An 18,344-nucleotide genomic window follows, 5' to 3' on the forward strand; every position below is an offset into this window, starting at 1 on the left:
CGATCAACGACGAGGTACGGCCAATCACCGCAGACAGCATCCCTCGGATGCGAGCGCGGTAATGCTCAACTCCGAGGACGCACAGTGGTCAACTGTTGAGAACCGGGGTGGGCTGGACTGCCGGTGGCCCTTGTACGACGGCGACGGGGTGCTCACCACCCGAATTCTGCCAGCCACCCGCCCAGCTCGCCAACGTGACAGTGCCACCGAGACTCCAGCTCTACCTCGTGCGGGGGAACCCGAGGTTGATTTCCGAGGTACCCGGGTCCGGCCAGCGCGTCGTGACGACCTTGCCGCGGGTGTAGAACTGCACGCCTTCTGGGCCGTACATGTGGTTATCGCCAAAGAGCGAGGCCTTCCAACCGCCGAAGGAGTAGTAGGACACCGGCACTGGAACTGGCACGTTCACGCCGACCATGCCGACATTTGCGTCGAACTCGAATTGCCTTGCTGCGCCGCCATTCTGCGTGAATATAACGGCGCCGTTCGCGAACTCGTTGGAGTTGATCAGCGTCAGGCCCTCCGCATAGGTATCCACGCGGACCACGCTGAGCACGGGGCCGAAGATCTCATCGGTGTAGACGGTCATCTCCGGGCGCACGTGGTCGAGCAGGGTGGTGCCCAGGAAGTAACCGTTGGCCGGGACGTCGGCCTTGCGGCCATCGTGCACCACGGTGGCCCCGGCCTCCTCGCCCGCGACGATGTAGCTGGCGACCCGGTCGCGGTGCTCGCGGGTGATCAGCGGCCCGATGTCGGTGCCCTCGCAGTCTCCGTGCCCGATGGTCAGTGCGGGTAGGCGCTCGGCGACGGCCTTGACGATGCGGTCACCCATGTCGCCGACCGCCACCGCCACGGACAGGGCCATGCAGCGCTCGCCCGCCGAGCCGTAGGCGGAGGACACGACGGCGTCCGCAGCCATGTCCAGGTCCGCGTCGGGCAGGATCAGCGCGTGGTTCTTCGCACCGCCGAGGGCCTGCACGCGTTTGCCGTGCGCGGTCCCGGTCTCGTAGATGCTGCGCGCGATGGGAGTGGAGCCGACGAAGCTGATTGCGGCGATGTCGGGGTGTCGAAGCAGCACGTCGACGGCGCTCTTGTCTCCGTTCAGGACCGTGAAGACGCCGTCGGGGAGGCCAGCGCGCTTCCAGAGGTCGGCGATCAGCAGCGAAGGGGAGGGGTCCTTTTCGCTGGGCTTGAGGATGAACGCGTTGCCGCAGGCGATCGCGTTGGCGCACATCCACAACGGCACCATGACGGGGAAGTTGAATGGCGTGATGCCGGCGACGACACCCAAGGGCTGACGGGTGCTGTGCACATCGACCCCGGTGGAGACCTGCTCGGAGTGGTCGCCCTTCAGCAGGTGCGAGATGCCGGTGGCGTACTCGACGTTCTCCAGCCCGCGCAGGATCTCGCCGGCAGCGTCGGAGAGCACTTTACCGTGCTCGGCCGTGATCAACGCGGCGAGCTCGTCGACGTTGGCGTGCAGCAGCTCTCGGAAGGCGAAGAGAATCGCGGTGCGCTTGGACAGCGAGGTCTCGCGCCAGCCCTGCGCAGCGGCGAAGGCGGAGGCGATCGCGGAGTTGGCCTCAGACTCGTCGGCCAGGGCTACGGCCCCGGTCTGTACGCCGGTGGCGGGGTTGTAGACGGGTCCAACGCGCCCGGACGCGCCCTCCTGCAAGTGTCCGTCGATCCAGTGCGAGATCGCTGTGGGGGTGCTCATTGCCTGTCCTTTCATGTCCCGGGCTGGGCCGGAAAGCGGGTTAGCGGTGGGGTTAGCGGTAGCGGCGGCGGGTGCGCCAGACCTGCTCGACGCTCTCGCGCTGGGCAGGGGTGAGGTCGAACTGGTCGAGCACCTCCAGAGTGTGTTCCCCGGCCTCGGGTGGGCGCACGACGGACGAGAGTGGAGTCTGCGAGAACGAGCCGACGGCGCGCGTCATCCGTAGCGGAGGGCCGTCGGGCATGGCAATCTCGGTGATCATCTCGGCGGCTTGGACTTGGGGATCAGATATGGCATCGGTGATTGAGTTGACGGGTCCGGCGGCGATGTCGAGACCTTGCAAGTCTGCGAGCCAGTCAGCCCGAGGGCGGGAAGAAGCGGCGGCGCTGACGAGGGCAGCGAGCTCGGCGAAATGCACAATGCGGGTATCGTAATCGCTGAAACTCGGATCATCAAGCAGTGCAGCGGTATTCGATCTCTCTGAGAACAGTTTGGCAAATTTTTGCCACTGCGACGGAGCGGAAGAAACCTGCACGACGAAGGAAAGACCATCGCCGGCGGGGCAAGCAAACACATGCTGACGCTCCTGGCGGGTCTGTGGTCCGACCTGCGCGCCTGCCTCGAAGTGAGTGGTGAACGCGTCGTCGATGGCGTTGACCACCGACTCGAGCATCGAGACCTCCACACGTTGGCCCGTACCGCGCGCGCCACGGGCGTGCAGCGCAGCGAGCACCGACTGCGCCGCGTACATCCCCGTCAGGATGTCGGACAGTGAAGGGCCAACGGGGACAAGTTGATCGGGCTCGCAATACTGGGAGTACAGCCCGCTCACCCCCGAGACGATAGAGTCGAACGCCTGCGAACTGGCGTAAGGACCGACTTCGCCGAACCCGGAGATCCCGCACAGTACAAGATCCGGGAACTGGCTGGATACCAGTTCGGGGTCGATGCCCAGACGCACCAACGCTGCAGCGCGCATGTTGTGAATGAGTACGTCGGCGCCCGCGAGCAGAGCGCGCAGTGCTTCGCGGCCGGCCTCGGACTTCAGATCCAGGGTTACGCTTCGCTTGCCGCGGTTGAAGGACGCGAACTGCGGGGAGAAGCCGGGGCGCTCACCCATCGGACCCCAGCGCATCGGATCTCCCGCTGGGGCTTCGACTTTGATTACGTCGGCACCCCAGTCCGCCAGCAACCGGCCCGCCAGCGGCGCCGCGACGAACCGGCCCAGCTCGATTACTGTGAGACCGGTCAATGGGCCGGATGTCTTCTCAACCATTGCTTATCGCCTTCAGTGTGCGGAGACCTCCGGGGTCGCCGGCGGTGCTCGGATTCAACACAATCTCGTCGATGCCAGCCGCAGCAAAGTCGCCGAGCCGGCCCAGGACCGTGTCGACGTCGCCGACTGCTCCGATCGCGTGCAGCAGGGAGTTGGGGATACGCTCGTACACCTCGCGGGGATGCGGACGGGTGCGGGCAAACTCGACCAGGTCCCCGTACCCCGCCTCGGTGAACATCTGCGCGTAGCCGGGGGCGGACAGGTAGCCCACTTTGGAGCGGCGCATCTGGGCGAGGGCGTCTTCGTCGGGGTCGACCGAGACGGGGATCCACGCGGCAAGGCGGGGGACTGGTCGGCCCGCGGCCTCGGCGGCGGCAGTCAACTCGCCCCGCAGGCGGGCCACGCTCTCGGGCGCAACCATATTCAGCACCATGCGGTCGGCGTAGCGGGCGGCAGCGGTGATCGCCTTCGCGCCGAATGCCGCCACCGTGATCGAGGACTCGGGGGACGGTACGAGAGAGCGAAAGCCTTTGGTAGTCAAAGCATCGCCGGTGAAGTCGACTTTCTCACCGGAGAGTAGTGGGCGTAGTGCCTGAGCGGTGTCGGCAAGCAGTGCCGCGCTGTGCGCGCGGTCGCGTCCGTGCCATCCGGCAACGACGGTGGGGCTAGAGGTGCCCAGCGCGAGGTCGATCACTCGGCCCGTTGCCGCGAGTACTGAGCCTGCGGCCATAGCGATCCCGACGGGGGTGCGCACGGTTACGGCCAGCGGCCCCACTGTCAGCGCGATCCGATGGGTGCGCGCTGCGATGGCCGTGGCCAGGACGAAGGCGTCGAACATTGCCATCTCGCCGATCCACAGGTCGCGGTAGCCCAGCTCATCGGCCACCTGCGCGGCGTCGAGGACAGCACTCGGTTCACGTCCCGGCGCCTGGCTGAGCACGACGCCCATCTGGTCAGGCGAGAGATGTCCGAGGCCCGGAGACCCAGCCCTCATTTATGCGCGCCGATCCCGCGAAGGCACCACGATCGAGCGCAGCACTTCGCCGCGGCGCATCCGTTCGTAGGCTGCCGGTGCGTCCTCGAGACCGACAGTCTCACTGCGGTAGAGCTCGAGCGGGAAGCTGCCGTCCGCGGCCAGGGCGGCGATGCGAGGCATGTCCTCATCGGGCACACAGTCGCCGAGGTGGCAGACGGTGAACTCCACGCGGCGGTCGAACAGTGTCCGCATGGCCAGGGTGACCTCTTCGTCGCGGCGCGGTGCCCCGGGCATGACGATGCGGCCACCGGTCTGCAGCAGATCGATGGCCATTTGCAGAGGCCCGGCGCCGCCAACACAGTCGATCACCACGTCGTAGCGTTGGTCGTCGGCAATTCCGCCGCTGATGTCCTCGGGGGCGGCGGTGTGGGTGGCGCCGAACTGCTTGGCCCGGTCGAATCGAGTGCGGTCTCGGTCGAGAGCGAGGATTGCGTCGGCGCCGCTGGCATGTGCACCGGCGATGGCGGCCAGACCGACTCCGCCGGCTCCGATGACGGCGACTCTGTCTCCGGGACGCACCTCACCGGTGTTGGCGGCTGCGCCGAAGCCGGTCGATACGCCGCAGCCGAGCAGTGCACCAAGCTCGAGCTCGAGTCCGTCGGGCAGCTTGGTCAAGTGCAACTGGTCGATCAGGAGTACGTCGGCGAGGCCCCCGATTCCGAGAACCGGCGTCAACTCGCGGCCATCTTCCAAGGTGGGGTGCGGCAATACTGGTTTGCGGAATCGGCACGCTTTGGGGCGTCCGCGCTCGCAGTCCTTGCATTCCTGGCAGGCGACTACAAGTGCGCCGATCACCTGGTCACCGACCGCGAACTTGGTGACGTCCGCGCCGATCTCGCGCACCGTGCCGGAGACCTCGTGCCCCAGCAGATACGGGAATGCGGTGCCGGAGGTGCCGTCGATGAAATGCAGATCGCTGCCGCAGAGCCCGCAGGCGGCGACGTCGATAAGAATTTGGCGACCGGTGGGGGCGGGGATCTCGATCTCGACGATGTCCACCTTGCCGGCCGTCAGCGCGACGGCGGCGCGGGAGGTGATTGTGCGGCTCATGCGACACCTGGATTCTGCTTGATCATGACGGATTTGCTGGTGGTGTAATGCTGTGCGCCGTCGGCGCCTTTCTCGGGGCCGAAGCCAGAGCCGCGCCGTGCCTCGAGAGTGGCCTCCGCGCCGCCCTTCTGGCCGTACGCGTTGACCCAGAACATTCCGGTATCAACGGCTTTGGCGGTGGCGAGCGCGCGATCGAGGCTGTTGGTCCAGCAGCCACCGGCGAGGCCGAACTCGGAGTCGTTGGCCATCGCGATCGCTTCCTCGACGGTGCGAAAACGCTGCACGGTGACCACTGGGCCGAAGGCCTCCGCCGAGAGCAGGCTCAGCTTCGGGGTGTTAGTGGCATCGACGATGGTGGGAGCGAAGTACGCGCCTCCCGGGGCCAGGCCTGCTACCGGTGCGCCCCCGCAGAGCACGCTCGCGCCCTCCTCCTCAGCCTCGGCGACCAACCTTGCGACGCGGTCCACATCGGCGGAAGTGATGAGCGCGGCCATGGTGGTCTCGGGGGCGAATGGATCGCCGACGCGGATCGCCTTGGCGCCGGCGACCAGCGCGGCGATGAACTCGTCGGCGATGTTCTCCTGCAACAAGATTCGAGAACCAGAGAAGCAGCGCTGTCCTGCGTTGGTGAAGATGCCGGCCAACGAACCGGCGACGGCGGCGTCTAACGGTGCGTCGTCGTAGACGATGTTGGCGGACTTGCCACCGAGCTCGAGCAGCACCCGCTTGCCGAGTGCGGTGGCCGCGGCGCCGACGATGTTGCCGACGTGGTTGCTGCCGGTGAACGAGACCATCCGCACGTCGGGTGCGGTGACGAGCCGGTGCCCGACGGGACCGAAGCCCTGGACTACGTTGACCACTCCGGCGGGCATCCCCGCAGCGAGCAAGTGCTCGACGAACGCGACGGGCGCCAGTGGGCACTTCTCCGGAGCTTTGGCGACGACGCTGTTGCCCATTGCGATGGCGGCGGCGACCTTCATGCCGGAGAACATCAGCGGCGCGTTGAACGGCATGATCACACCGACTACACCCACCGGCTCACGCCAGGTCAGGCGCAGCAAGCCGCCCTCGTCAGGCAGGGTGGTGCCCTTGGTTCGGGTGGCCCACCCGGCGGCGGATCGCATCATCGCCGCGCAGCCGAGTACGTCCCCGCGCGCATCGGCGAGGGGCTTGCCGTTGTCGAGGGCAACCAGCGTGGCGAGGCGGTCGACATCAGCGACGATGCTGCGCGCGGCAGTCTCGAGAACCTGGGCGCGATGCTCCGCGCCAGCCGAGTCCCAACCAGGCTGCGCAGCCAGCGCCGCGGCAACGGCGGCGTCCACCTGCTCCTCCCCGGTGCAGCGAAGAGTCGCGATGACCTCGCCGGTGCCCGGGTACACGGAGTCGAATGCATCCCCCGTGCCGTCGACGAACTCCCCGCCGACAACTGTTGTACGGGGCGGGATGCTGGCCGCGGCAAGGCGCGCGGCGAAGTCCACGATCATGGGGGTCCCTTTCCGTTCTAGTTTTTGGCGGGTGTCGCGGGGAAGTTGCGGCCGAGGAAGTCGAGCAGGTGCCCGAGGTACTCGTCGGGGCTCTCGGCGAAGCCGTAGTGGCCCACGCCCTCGAGCTCGTGGATCTCGGAGCCCGGTACCATGTCGTGTATTTTTCGCATGCCGGCTACAGGACAGGCGGTGTCCTCCGTGCCGGCGAGCAGCAGCGTCGGGACGGTCAGGGCTGCGAGAGCGGGCCTGCCGTCGTAGCCGGCGATGGCACGGATGGAGGAGGCGAGAGTAGCGGTGCTCATGTTCACGATGACCTCGCGCACGTGCTCGACGAGGGGGCCGGATGCGCCCGGGCCCATCATCGAGACCAGCAGCGGCCGCACGTACTCCGCGACGGACATGCCGTTCTCGATCGGCTCGAGCCGCTCGGCCAGGTAGCGCTTCTGGTCCTCGGGGGTGCGGGAGGCGAACCCGGCGGAGGCGCTCGAGAGCACCAGTCCGTGGATCGCCGGCTCGGCGTTGGTGGCCAGCGGCGCGATGAGTGCGCCCATGGAGTGCCCCAGTACCACGTTGGTGTCGGTGCCGACCGCCTGTACCAGCGCGCGCAGCGACTCGGCGTAGCCCGCGATGGTGGCGCCGGCAGGTAGTTCGGTGCCGCCGTAGCCCGGCGCGTTCCAGACGACGACGCGGTAGCCAGCGTCGGAGACCACCTTGGCCGCGTTGTCGAAGTAGTCGGCGCCGCCGTAGGCGCCGTGCAGCAGGAAGACGGTGGTGCCGCCTTCGCCGTGCACGGTGTGCTGGGGCAGGGATATGGCGGTGGTCATAGCGTAGCTCCTTGCTGTTGGTGGGCGGTGACGAAGTCGGCAACGGCCGCCGCCACCAGGATTGGCTGTTCGGCGGGCAGCATGTGACCGCTGCGGGAAATTTCTCGATACTGTGCGCCGATAGCCTCGGCCATCGCACGCTGCTTCGCGGTAGGGACGACGACGTCGTGGTCGGCGGCGAGGACGAGCTTGGGTACGGCCGCGTCCGCGGTCAGTTCCGTCCGGTCCGGGCGCGCTGCGGTCGCCCGCTGGTGCGCCGCGTAGCGGTCGGGACCGTACTCGCGAACCCCCACGGCACGGGCCTCCATCAGCGCGGGGTCCCCGGCATTGTCTGGGTGGTAGGCGCGAGCAGAGGCTGCGTTGGCCAGCTCTTCGTATCCACCCGCCTCGGTCTGTGCGACCTTCTCGAGCCGCCCAGCCGCAACGGCTTCACCGTCTGCGCCGGTCCCACTGTTCACCAGCACAAGGCCCGCGATCCTCTGGGGGGCCGCTGCCAGCATCGCCAGGGCGACGTAGCCGCCGAAGGAATGGCCGACGACGAAGAAGCTCTCGGGCAGATCAGGTAGCAGCGCTGCTGCCAGCTCGTCGATGTCCGGGATGGGCGGGCAGTCCAGCGCCTGGCCAGTAAGTCCCGCGGGCAGGGCCGCAATGGCCGGCCGCCAGGTGGACGCGGAATTGTTCAAGCCCGCGATGAAGACGACATCGGTGACACCCTCGCCGCTCATAGTCGGTGCGCCGCTCATGAGAGTGTCGCCGCGAACTCGGCGTTGCCCAGGGGAGAGAACTGGTGCTCCTCGGCCGGAATCATCGCGGGATCGCGGTGCTCGCCGTCGATGCGGTCACCCTCCACCCAACAAGCATGCACACCGACCGAGATGCGCTCAGGCAGGATGACCCGGGCGATGGGGCCGGCGGCGATGTCGTCGGCGCGCAGGATGATTACTTCGGAGCGGTCCTCGCGCATATCGGTGACGTAGGTCAGCACATAGCCATCGTCCTCGGCCTTGGAGCCGACGGCGCGTGCGACACAGACCTCGCTGCCGTAGCGTCCCTCGCCGTACTCGTAGCGATCGGTGCTCTGCGTGAGCCAGTCGTAGCGCTTGACCCCTGCCATCAGCCACTCGTGAAATACGAAAAGTGAGTTATAGGTGTAGCGGTTCTTCACACCCACATAGTCGTTACTGATGATCGGGAACTCGGTGACCTCGTCGTCAAGGTTTTGCTCGCGTACCTCACCGGTGACCATGTTGAACATCCAGCGGTACATGTGGGTGTTGGTGGCGTGCTTGTCCAAGTTTCGCTTGATCTTGGCGTACGGGTCGTCGGTGGCGCCCAGCGGCGGCTTGACCGGGTTGTCCCAGACACATGCGTCCTGGATGACCCAGTCGCCGTCCTCATAGCAGTTGGCCAAGTGCATGATCCAGCAGGACGTGGCCTCGAACCACTTGACATCCTCGGTCCGGCCGAAGCGCGGGATGATGCCGAAGCGGGCGGGCACCTCTCGATGAAACTCCAACTTGCGGACGCCAGCTTTGAGTGCTTCCTCATCGAAGAAGTAAGGGAGGTCGTGCAACACGGTGTAGTTCTTGGTCATGCCGATGTCGTGCGGCCAACGCGGGCCGGGCAACTCGATCGGGACGTAGTGGATCAGCTTGTCGATCTTGTTGATCACCCCGTAGTTCATGAACGGGGCCTTCTCCGGGTAGTTGAAGAAGATCATATCGCCGGTTTCGTTGTCGACCTTGTAGTGCGAGGCAACACCGTCGGGAACCAGTCGCGCCCAATTCTTGTTGGCACCGAAGGTCTCGAGGGTGTGCGGGCTCAGCGTCCACGGCTCGGAGCCCTGGGACATGCACGCCATGATTTGCCCGGCGTGCGCGGCGACGTCAGTGCCCGCGTTGTCCTTCATCACGCCCATTGCGCCCCAGCCTCTTCGGGTGTAATCGCTGGGCTGCATGATTCCGGGCCAGAGCGCCTTCTGGGCGCCCTGCTCGGCGAGGAAGCCGGTGGTCCGCACGAACTTGTTGCGATACTCCACCTGGCCATCGTGGAACTTGATGGCATGCAGCATTCCGTCGCCGTCGAACGGGTGGTAGATGCCGGTGGGCGCCATCGCCTGGTTATGAGTGTTGCGGATGTAGATCCCATCGAGGTCGGCCGGGATCTCACCGATGACCTGCATCTCGTCACCGCTGACCGCGTACTCGCGGCCCTGCGGTCGGAAGGGTCCTTTCAAGAACGGATTGTCCTGGTCGTCCTCCTTGGGAAGGGTGACGATGAGAGTGTCGTTGACTTCGTACATGTGCGATGTCCTTTCGCGATTGGCCGGCAGTAGCTGACTTCGAAGATTGCCCAGATCTGGCGGGCACTACTTAAGCCTCTGCTGCGCGCGAGCTTCAGTCGTATTCAGTTATCTGAGAGAGCAATTGGCGGATGACGCCAAAACTGTCAGATGGTGGAGTCGGTTATTCCGCAACGCCTGTGATGCCGGCGGGCAGCCTGGGCTGTTGGGTCGGCATGTCGAAGATGTTGTCGACCACGGTGTAGTCCATGTAACCCAGGCGGGCGATGGGCTTCATGCGAAGTACATCGAGCTTGCCGTCGTCGGTGATGAACCCATCGGCGACGTGGACACGCGTGACCCTGCCCAAGACGATGTCCACACTCCCCTCAGGGGTGTCGCCGGGAATGGAAATAGTCTGCAGATAGCGGCATTCGAAGTGGCAGGGGGAGTCCGCAACCAGGGGGATTTCGGAATCGATCGCCTTCTTCGTCGTCAACCCAGCCAGTTCGAACTCGTTTTCATGGGGGAGTGCCGGACGCGACGTCGTCATCACTGCGTCACGAAGATCCCAGGTTGCCATGTTCCAGTTGAACCAGCCGTAATTTTCGGCGTTGGCGACGGTGTCCTTCCGCGCGCCCGTCTCGTTGCGGTTGGCGGCGAACATGACCATCGGAGGGTCCCACGTAACGTTCTGAAATTGACTGTAAGGCGCCAGGTTCGGTACTCCGTCGGAGCTAATCGTCGAAATCCAGCCGATCGGGCGCGGGATACAGCAGCTTTTGAAGGGATTCCAGGGCAGTTCGTGTGACCCGGGGGTCTGTGTCGAGTAGTGCACATGTCACCTCTGAGTGCGGAGTATCGAGAGGCAGGGCGGTTGCCGGTCTCGGGTGGGTCGGGGTCTTCCCTCGCAACAGCCGGAATCTAACAACAGTCGGCTTATTGGTTGAACCACTTCAATGTATGGCACGTCACTGGCGGGCGTCAATAGTGACTTGAATCGCGAGAGAACGGGCGGTTCGATTGTCCAACGAGTTCTTCTGGTTGGCGCACCACTATTTAGCTTCACAGGCCTCAAGGCTTGTTTAACCAGGCGTCCTGCCGTCCCGAGGTGTGGGCGTCCGGCCGGTGGGCGGGGGGGGTGGACAAGCGTGCGAAGGCTGAAATGTGAGCTCGATGCCAAAAGGCTTGACTTGTGATGCTAGCCACCTTTATGGTGAAGTGGTTCAACCACATTAGGTTGCTGGTCAATTGCTACCGAAGCGGAAGCTGAATCGTCCGCCCCGGGTTCGCCGAGTCGGCTGCCTATGCAAGGTGAACCCCGCGCCTGGTCGAGCCTCACGAGGTTTCGGCAGCCATTCCGGCTTGAATCCCGTAGACAACAGCGTCGCCAAGGAGGTCACGTATCGTGCCCGCAGCTCTAGAGCGCACACCCGCGCAGGGTGCCCCCGCCGAAAAAAATGAAGCTTCAGGAGTCGGTGTGCCGCCACCCAAAAGGAAGAAGAAGCACATCGCGCTCTTCGACAGGGGCTGGCCTACACCTGTGGCGATCCTGCTGACGATCTTTCTGTACTGGGTCGCGTCGCTCAACTTCGACTCGTTCGTATTCCCAGGAATACCCCAAGTATGGGATGCACTCAAGACGATCTTGATCGATGACAGAGCCGACATTGCCACCACCGCAGTGCGCTACCTCGTTGCCTTCGGCGCAGCAATTTTCGCGGGCTGGGGGATCGGCCTGTTCATGGGCGCATATCGCCGGGTCTTCGGCCGGCTGATGGAGTCGATTATTTCGATCATCCAGGCGGTCCCCGCGATTTCGTGGATTCTGCTTTCGGTGTTGTGGATGACCTCGGTCGAGGGCCGCATCGGATTCGTCACCTTCATAATCTCGTTCCCGTTCTTTGTCATCGCCGTGTACGAGGGAATCCGGGACATGGACAAGGACGTTCTCGAGGCTGTCGAACAATTCCGGCCAAGTAAGCTGCAGACTCTGCGAATCCTGTTGTTGCCGCAGTCCATCGTGAGTCTGATGACCGCGATGCGCTCCACGGCAGCCATGACCCTGAAGATCATGGTGCTTGCCGAGCTGCTCGGCGCGAACGACGGCATCGGCCGCGCTATGGGCACCGCGCAAGCCAACTTCAGGCTCGACGTGGTATTCGCGTGGACAGTCATCTTGATCGCGGCCAACTTCATCGTAATCAAACTCATCAGCCTTCTCGAAGGCGTATTGCTGCACTGGCGTTCGGAGGCCGTGGTCCGATGACATACAACGACAACGACATCATCGTCGATTTCGACGATGTCCACCACGAGTTCGGCGGCGTCGCTGCCGTGGAGCAGCTCAACCTCAAGGTCCACAAGGGCGAGCGGCTCGCGATCTTGGGACGCACCGGCGCCGGCAAGTCGACGGTGCTGAACCTGCTGATCGGCAACTTGGACCCGACCTCCGGCAGCGTGCGGATCGCCGGGCGAAACCCGTACACCGAGCACCACGAGTTGCGCTCACTGATCGGGATGGCGTTCCAGACCCCTCGGCTGCTGCCGTGGCGCAAGGCCGTCGACAACGTTGCGGTTGGCCAAGAGATACTCAAGGTCGGCAAGTCGAAGCGGCGAGCGCACGCCCGCGAATGGCTCGACAAGATGCATCTGTCCGACTCGTACGACAAATACCCAGGGCAGCTCTCGGGCGGTATGCGTCAACGTGTTTCGCTGGCTCGGGCATTCGCGATCGACCCGGCACTGGTGTTGCTGGACGAGAGTTTCAGTGCACTGGACGAGGTCACGGCGCGTTCGTTGCGTGAGGACTTTTGCGCGCTGGCAGATCAAGAGCAGAAGACAGCGTTGATCGTCACACACAACATCGAGGAAGCCTTCGCGATCGCGCACCGGGTGATCGTGTTGGGGCGGCCGGCGAAAATTCTCGCCGAGTACGACACCGCGCGGGAGCCATCGATCGGCACTACTGAATTCACTGAACTACGAGGGCAGGTCCGCGAAATGCTCACCTCCACAGCGGGCGGCATCACCGCGCGCGGCTGACCGACAGGGCCAATACGTCACCCATACACAATTGATCGCACTGGAGAATCGGATGAATCGAAACAACAAGATCGCCAAACGCTTTGCACTGGCCGCTTTGGCAACCACATTGGCGCTGACCGCGAGCGCGTGCGGAGGTAGTTCCGGACCGGAGACCGCGGAGGGAGAAACCGCCAACATCCACCTCGGTTACTACGTCGGCGGAGCGCCCTCTCTGACGTCGCAGGGGCTGGTGATGTTGGGCGAGGATTCCGCAATGCAGGAGGCGCACGGCATCAAGCTCCAAATGGAGGAATACAGCAATCTATCCACGATGTACACCGACATCGTCCGTGGCCGAATCGACGTCAGCACAGCTGGGCCGTCGACCGTCGCGTCATCTGCCTCTCAGGGTGCTCCGGTTGCCATCGTGGGAAAGATCGCAAACGCTACCAACTCGGCGATGAGTACCGGAAAACCATGGGACGCCGATAATGTCCGGGGAAGCAGAATCGTGACACAGACCAGTTCGAGTAGTTGGAAGTCGGTCGAAGCCTCCATCGCCAACAACCTCGGACTTCAATCCGGACAAGACTACGAAGTCATCAACTCCGACAGCACCGCAGCCGCCGCCGTTCAAGCAGCCACAGGCAAGGCCGACTATGCGATAGTGCGTGCCGAGCAGATTCTGTTGGCCGAGCAACAGTTCCCCACGTTGAAGGTGGTGGCCGACGCCAGCGAGCTCGGTATTGTGCCAGGTAAGGCCGATATCGGTTACGTGCTGGAATCGAACACCAACGGCCTCTCCAGCGCGAATGGTGAGAAGCTGACCGCTGCTCTTGCGGAAAAGACCGCGTGGATGGAAGCCAACCCGGACGCGGTAGAAGACTTTGCTGTTGCTCGCGGACAGAAACCAGGCATCGCACGCGAATTCCTGGTTTCTGGCACGATCTCCTATGATGTGCAGCCGGTATCGGAGGCGCGTGGCGAGTTGGAAAAGGAGTTCGAGGCGCTGGAGAAGGCAGGCATCATCGAGCAGATGCCACCGGATTCGATTTACGGCTAGCGTGTGTTGGGTGTGCGTGGCCTCTCACATACCGGAAATGTCCGGTCGTAGCTACAGTGGATCGCTGCAACTCCCGTGGTGTTCGGGAGTTGCAGCGGCGCTGGCGTAGACCAGTCGAGTTTACTACTTCGGAGCGCTCGTCGATGTCCTTGACCAAGCCTTCCATTGCAAGTTGTGCGCCGAGGTTCATGTTCAACGCCGCAGATAATTGACCAGATAGCTAGTTAGGGTGCTCGATTTATGTCTGACGATTCCAAGGCTGTTCGCAGATCAGTGCACGATCAGGTACGCGATCACCTGCATGAGGAGATCCGGAGTGGGCGATACGTGCCAGGAAAGTCGTTGCCGTCGGAGCGTGAGCTTTCCACACGGTTGAACGTATCGAGGAACTCGCTGCGTCAGGCACTGGCATCTCTCGAAGCGATCGGTGTTGTTCAGACCCGCCATGGGTCTGGGGTGTATTTGCGGGCGGCCCCCTCGGACGATGCAGTGGTACGTGTTGCTGACGTACTGCTCAACTCGGACCGATCGTTGGAGAACGTCGTGGAGGCGCGATTGGCGATCGAGCCCTTCATTGCAGGTGTCGCGGCCGAGCGGCACACCGCAGAGAATTTGCGGCTGTTGGAGGAATCGATCGAGACCTCGTACGAGTCGGCGCGCTCGGATGGTTCGCCCCGACGAACGGGATTTCACAGCTGTATTGCAGAGATGTCCGGCAACCCGGTGTTCGGGGGGATAGTGCGCTCGCTGCTGATCGGTTCGCGGGGAGCGCCTCGAATGGCAGCCGCCGACCCGGGACAACGGCAGGTGTGGCTCAACGATCACGAGCATATTTTCGAAGCGGTCGGGGACCGTGACGCGAAGGCTGCGCAGCGGCTGATGACGACGCACTTGACCGGGGTGTTGCGTACTGCGCTCTTGGCGCAGGACCTGAGAACGATAGAAGAGGATGACTCGGCCAGCATAGAAAATTAGCCGGAGCTGGCGCCGAACTCAGCCTCGAGCAGTTCGAGATTTCGAAGCATTGCGTCGGACAACTCCAGAAGTTTGATGATGTCCTCCTCGCCGAATCCGGTGAGGAGGACATTGTTCATCCGGAGTGATGCAGTCAGCATTCGTGCGTGGAGCACTTGCCCGTCCCGGGTCAGCCGCCAGAGTTTGATGCGGGGATCAGCCGACGACCGCAAAGCGTCCGTGGAGAGGCCGAGAGACCCGAGCGCGTTGAGGGAGCGGCTCACCGCAGCCTTGTCTATTCCCAGCAGTTCGGCGATATATCCCGCGGACACCTCCGGAGACTTTGTGAGCACAACGAGAAGTCGCCAGTCAGTAGCGCCCACGCCGAATTCGCGCAAGTAGTACCGCGATGTCAGTTGCCGGTACTTGTTCGCAAGCAGGCCGATGCGCACCATGGGGGCGTGGGTGAGGCTCAACGTCACCTCTGCGCGACCAAGCTCGTCCGAGGTAACCACGGAATCCGTGAACAGCTCGTCGCGTAGAGGCCTCTCGACTCGTGAGTCGTTCGTCGCCGGTGCGTCATCATCCTGGGACTGGAGAGGGTGCATACGCCGATTATTGTCCATAGCTAGGCGCTGACTATCGTGTGTTCGAAGGCGGCTCCGCATTGTTCAAGTTCACCATAAGCTTGTCGAGACCGCGAGGCGATATGGTCTTGGCCCATTGGAAATCCTGGTCCGGGACCATGCTCATTTTCGGGAATGTCTTGACGAGCTCTTCGAGCACAATTTCCATTTCCATCCTCGCCAGCTCGGCCCCCATGCAGAAGTGCGCGCCCAAGCCGAAAGAAACATGCATGCTCGGTCGGTTTCGATCGATATCGAACTGTTCGGGTTCATCGAAAATTTCCTCGTCGCGGTTCGCGGAGGCGAGCGCGAGCATGATCGTCGAGTTTTTCGGTATCGGCACACCGGAGATTTCCACGTCGGCGGTGCAGCGGCGTCGCCAAGTGACGAAGGGCGGTGAGTACCGCAGGCTCTCGTCGACGACATTACGGAGGGGGGTCTGGCCCTCGCACACCTGTGCCCACCGCCGTTCGTCGAGCAACAACTCGTAGAGCATGCTGGCGATACCGTTGGTGGTGGTTTCGTGCCCGGCAAGCAAGATGCCGAAGACGAGGTTGACGATCTCGTTGACGGAAATGATGTCGTCGTCACCGTTGCGAATTTTGAGAAGACCGCTGGCGTAATCGTCGCCGGGATTTTCTTGCCTATCTGCGACCAGCGCCTTGCAGTAGTTCCAGTAGTCGAGGAGCTGCTCGCCGGCCCCCTCGGCATTTGCCGGATCGAGGCGCCCCCAAACCATTGCAAATCTGTTGTCGGACCAGTATTTGATCTGTCGGACGTCGATATCCGGCACACCCAGAAGCAAGAAGATCACACGCGCAGGCAGCTCGTAGGCCAGCTCGCCGACCAGGTCGACCTGATCTCTTGCCTTCAACCGGGTAACGTACTCGTCCATGATTGCCCGGATCTGCGGCTCGAGAACGCGGAAACGCCGCGGGCTGAAAAACCGGCTGGCGATTTTGCGAATGCGGGTGTGCTTGGGTGCATCGCAGTTGGCCTGTGTGGGTTCACGCCGATACCCGCCGTCAGCGAGGTACTGCTGTACTGCCTCGGGAAATGGAACAACGGAGTCTTGGGAATTGCTGGCGGAGTAGGTGTCAGGGTCCTTGAACACCGCAACTACGTCTGCGCGCTTGGTGACCACCCAGCAGTCGAGCTCAGGGTTGTAGAAGACCGGCTCTTCGGCACGGGCGCGTCGAAAATGGTCGGCCATGCCGACTTGCTCGAATGGCTGATACTCCTCACCTATCGACGAGTAGGGGCACTTTTGGGCGCTCATCTTCTTGGGACTCCTAAGCGGGTTATGTGAGGAGGGATGCCACCGGGCTCGATTGTGGCGCTCACCACAGCGTACGAATAGATCGATGACATGTCAACGACATGTAGGTCAATGGCGGCCGACCCAGGTAGATGGTTCCCATCTCTGCCAGGATCAAGTGAGACTTGCAGCGAACGAAGTGAACACCCTGAGGGCATGACTGGAGCATCACCGACGATCGGCTCAAAGCCCGTACCACCACCTCGAGACGAGCCGATCAACCCCGCGCCGAAAGCAACCCGACGCACCTTCACCGCCGAATACCGCAACAGGATCATCGACGAGTACCGCGCGACCCCGTTCTGCGACGCCGAGCCCTGAGTAGCCCTTACCTGACGGGTCGGTTCGGCGCAACGTCAGCGATGCCCAACCTGACGCCGCAGGGAGGGCTGCAACGGTGATCCGCACTACTGGTCATGACCGACCTGGGTGAACACTGCCGCGGAACGCTCAGAAGCGATGCGCCGCTACGCGACGCTCGAACCGCACTTGACCGACGGTGTTCCACTCGCACGCGCCGTCCGAGACACTCAGATCCACGAACGCGCCGCCCGGCGCTGGCTCACCCGACTACCGCGCTGGCGGTCTCGACCGCAACGGCAAGAAACCTGCCGACCGATCTCGTACAGCTCGGTCGCGCGGTCATTGATGCGATGGGATCCCGCGGCTCTGATTCTCGCTAGGGAAGGCGCGAGCGCACTGCGCGACAAATACGGGCTGGTCTACCGCAGACAAAGCGAAACCTCGAACCAAATCTGGCAGGTCGCTCACACCGAACTCGACATCGAAGCCGTCGGCTACATCGTCGGACTCGGCGCGCCCCGCCCCTATCGACGTCCCTCGCACTACGACAAGCGATCTGGACGAAAGCAGACCCCACCGGCCGATGTGCGGAATCCCCGGCATCCTCTACGTCGACCACGGCAGCGACTTCAACAGTAGCTACCTCGCCCAGGTCGCCTCCGACCTGACATTGCAGATCGTGCACTCGAGCATCGCCAGCCCGCAAGGTCGCGGCAAGATTGAACGCTTCTTCGGCACCGTCACACCGAACTACTGTCTGAGTTCCCCGGTCCTCAACCGCCACGTCACCGCACCGGCCTCGACCCTCGCGGACTTCGACCGAGCCCTGCGGCACTTCATCGTCGACACCCACCACCGCCGACGGCACTCCGAAATCGGTACCAGCCCCCACGAGCGTTGGCTCGCCGACCGTTGGCTCCCGCGCATGCCCGCGGACCTCACCGAACTCGACCTCTTGCTCGTCTACGTCGCAAAACCGTGCATCGTGCACCGCGACGGCATCCACTTCCAGGGATTGCGCTACCTCGACCCCACTCCTGGCCGCCTACGTACGAGAACTTGTCACCATCCACTACGACTCCCGCGACATCACAGAAATCGGGTCTTTCACCACGGCCACTTCCTGTGCAAAGCAATCAACCCCGAATACATCGGCGACACTGTCACCCTCAGACATCGACGCCGCCCGCCGCGCCCACCGACGCCGATTCCGCAGCCAGGTCAAAGAACATATCGCCGACACCCAACAACCCGTATGCACTCCAAGATGCGGGCGTAGTCGTGGCAGATCGGTGAGCATCGCGTTCACTAGAAGATGTGGCCACGCAATGAATTGCTCGCGGGGAGTTGGACTGAACAACGCAGTTCAGTTTTCGGGAGCAGTTGAG

The 18,344-nt window shown here is 63.4% G+C and carries 18 protein-coding genes; 7 read left to right on the forward strand and 11 right to left on the reverse strand.

Annotated elements, in window-relative coordinates; genetic code table 11:
- Positions 1–220: 220 nt before the first annotated feature.
- The 9 genes from E5720_RS18910 to E5720_RS18950 all read right to left on the reverse strand — a co-directional run bounded on the left by E5720_RS18910 (position 221) and on the right by E5720_RS18950 (position 10,503).
- Positions 221–1,717, reverse strand: a complete 1,497-nt coding sequence (locus tag E5720_RS18910) for a CoA-acylating methylmalonate-semialdehyde dehydrogenase (RefSeq protein ID WP_136171907.1) — start codon at positions 1,715–1,717, stop codon at positions 221–223.
- Between the two features lie 52 nt (positions 1,718–1,769).
- Entirely contained in the window at positions 1,770–2,990 is a 1,221-nt protein-coding gene (locus tag E5720_RS18915) for a CoA transferase (protein ID WP_136171908.1), read from the reverse strand.
- Complete coding sequence (locus E5720_RS18920; protein WP_136171909.1) at positions 2,983–3,939, reverse strand: LLM class F420-dependent oxidoreductase; 957 nt, start codon at positions 3,937–3,939, stop codon at positions 2,983–2,985. The genes E5720_RS18915 and E5720_RS18920 overlap by 8 nt, the downstream gene beginning before the upstream one ends.
- Positions 3,940–3,984: 45 nt before the next feature.
- Positions 3,985–5,076: an alcohol dehydrogenase catalytic domain-containing protein gene (locus tag E5720_RS18925; RefSeq protein WP_136171910.1), complete on the reverse strand. Its 1,092-nt coding sequence runs from the start codon at positions 5,074–5,076 to the stop codon at positions 3,985–3,987.
- Positions 5,073–6,560 (reverse strand): aldehyde dehydrogenase family protein, encoded by a 1,488-nt coding sequence (locus E5720_RS18930; protein WP_136171911.1) that lies wholly within the window; start codon positions 6,558–6,560, stop codon positions 5,073–5,075. The genes E5720_RS18925 and E5720_RS18930 overlap by 4 nt, the downstream gene beginning before the upstream one ends.
- A gap of 17 nt (positions 6,561–6,577) precedes the next feature.
- Entirely contained in the window at positions 6,578–7,384 is an 807-nt protein-coding gene (locus E5720_RS18935) for an alpha/beta hydrolase (protein WP_136171912.1), read from the reverse strand.
- The gene (locus tag E5720_RS18940; RefSeq protein ID WP_136171913.1) at positions 7,381–8,127 is read right to left on the reverse strand and encodes an alpha/beta hydrolase; all 747 of its coding nucleotides are present in this window, start codon (positions 8,125–8,127) and stop codon (positions 7,381–7,383) included. The genes E5720_RS18935 and E5720_RS18940 overlap by 4 nt, the downstream gene beginning before the upstream one ends.
- Positions 8,124–9,686, reverse strand: coding sequence for a carotenoid oxygenase family protein (locus tag E5720_RS18945; protein ID WP_136171914.1), 1,563 nt, complete (start codon positions 9,684–9,686; stop codon positions 8,124–8,126). Before E5720_RS18945 ends, E5720_RS18940 begins: the two co-directional genes overlap by 4 nt.
- A 163-nt stretch (positions 9,687–9,849) precedes the next feature.
- Complete coding sequence (locus E5720_RS18950; protein ID WP_136171915.1) at positions 9,850–10,503, reverse strand: flavin reductase family protein; 654 nt, start codon at positions 10,501–10,503, stop codon at positions 9,850–9,852.
- Between the two features lie 570 nt (positions 10,504–11,073).
- Between E5720_RS18950 and E5720_RS18955 the strand changes: the two genes are divergently transcribed.
- From E5720_RS18955 to E5720_RS18970, 4 genes are all read left to right on the forward strand, one after another.
- Positions 11,074–11,934, forward strand: a complete 861-nt coding sequence (locus E5720_RS18955) for an ABC transporter permease subunit (RefSeq protein WP_136171916.1) — start codon at positions 11,074–11,076, stop codon at positions 11,932–11,934.
- A complete protein-coding gene (locus tag E5720_RS18960; protein ID WP_136171917.1) occupies positions 11,931–12,710 on the forward strand; it encodes an ABC transporter ATP-binding protein in 780 nt (259 codons plus the stop codon). The genes E5720_RS18955 and E5720_RS18960 overlap by 4 nt, the downstream gene beginning before the upstream one ends.
- A gap of 52 nt (positions 12,711–12,762) precedes the next feature.
- Positions 12,763–13,755: an ABC transporter substrate-binding protein gene (locus tag E5720_RS18965; RefSeq protein ID WP_136171918.1), complete on the forward strand. Its 993-nt coding sequence runs from the start codon at positions 12,763–12,765 to the stop codon at positions 13,753–13,755.
- Between the two features lie 240 nt (positions 13,756–13,995).
- Positions 13,996–14,730 (forward strand): FadR/GntR family transcriptional regulator, encoded by a 735-nt coding sequence (locus tag E5720_RS18970; protein WP_136171919.1) that lies wholly within the window; start codon positions 13,996–13,998, stop codon positions 14,728–14,730.
- Here E5720_RS18970 and E5720_RS18975 read toward each other — a convergent pair.
- Both E5720_RS18975 and E5720_RS18980 read right to left on the reverse strand, forming a co-directional pair.
- Positions 14,727–15,317, reverse strand: coding sequence for a MarR family winged helix-turn-helix transcriptional regulator (locus tag E5720_RS18975; RefSeq protein ID WP_168708386.1), 591 nt, complete (start codon positions 15,315–15,317; stop codon positions 14,727–14,729). The genes E5720_RS18970 and E5720_RS18975 overlap by 4 nt on opposite strands.
- A 31-nt stretch (positions 15,318–15,348) precedes the next feature.
- Positions 15,349–16,614 carry a cytochrome P450 gene (locus E5720_RS18980; RefSeq protein ID WP_136171921.1) on the reverse strand — a complete coding sequence of 422 codons (1,266 nt, stop codon included), beginning with the start codon at positions 16,612–16,614 and terminating at the stop codon, positions 15,349–15,351.
- 195 nt (positions 16,615–16,809) lie between these two features.
- Between E5720_RS18980 and E5720_RS21775 the strand changes: the two genes are divergently transcribed.
- From E5720_RS21775 to E5720_RS18990, 3 genes are all read left to right on the forward strand, one after another.
- On the forward strand, positions 16,810–16,974 hold the full coding sequence (locus tag E5720_RS21775; protein WP_168708387.1) for a hypothetical protein: 165 nt from the start codon (positions 16,810–16,812) through the stop codon (positions 16,972–16,974).
- 108 nt (positions 16,975–17,082) lie between these two features.
- Complete coding sequence (locus E5720_RS18985) at positions 17,083–17,595, forward strand: hypothetical protein (RefSeq protein ID WP_136171922.1); 513 nt, start codon at positions 17,083–17,085, stop codon at positions 17,593–17,595.
- Complete coding sequence (locus E5720_RS18990) at positions 17,540–18,235, forward strand: transposase family protein (protein WP_136171923.1); 696 nt, start codon at positions 17,540–17,542, stop codon at positions 18,233–18,235. Before E5720_RS18985 ends, E5720_RS18990 begins: the two co-directional genes overlap by 56 nt.
- Positions 18,236–18,344 lie beyond the last annotated feature (109 nt).

It is taken from the genome of Rhodococcus sp. PAMC28707 (assembly GCF_004795915.1).
Taxonomy (GTDB): domain Bacteria; phylum Actinomycetota; class Actinomycetes; order Mycobacteriales; family Mycobacteriaceae; genus Rhodococcoides.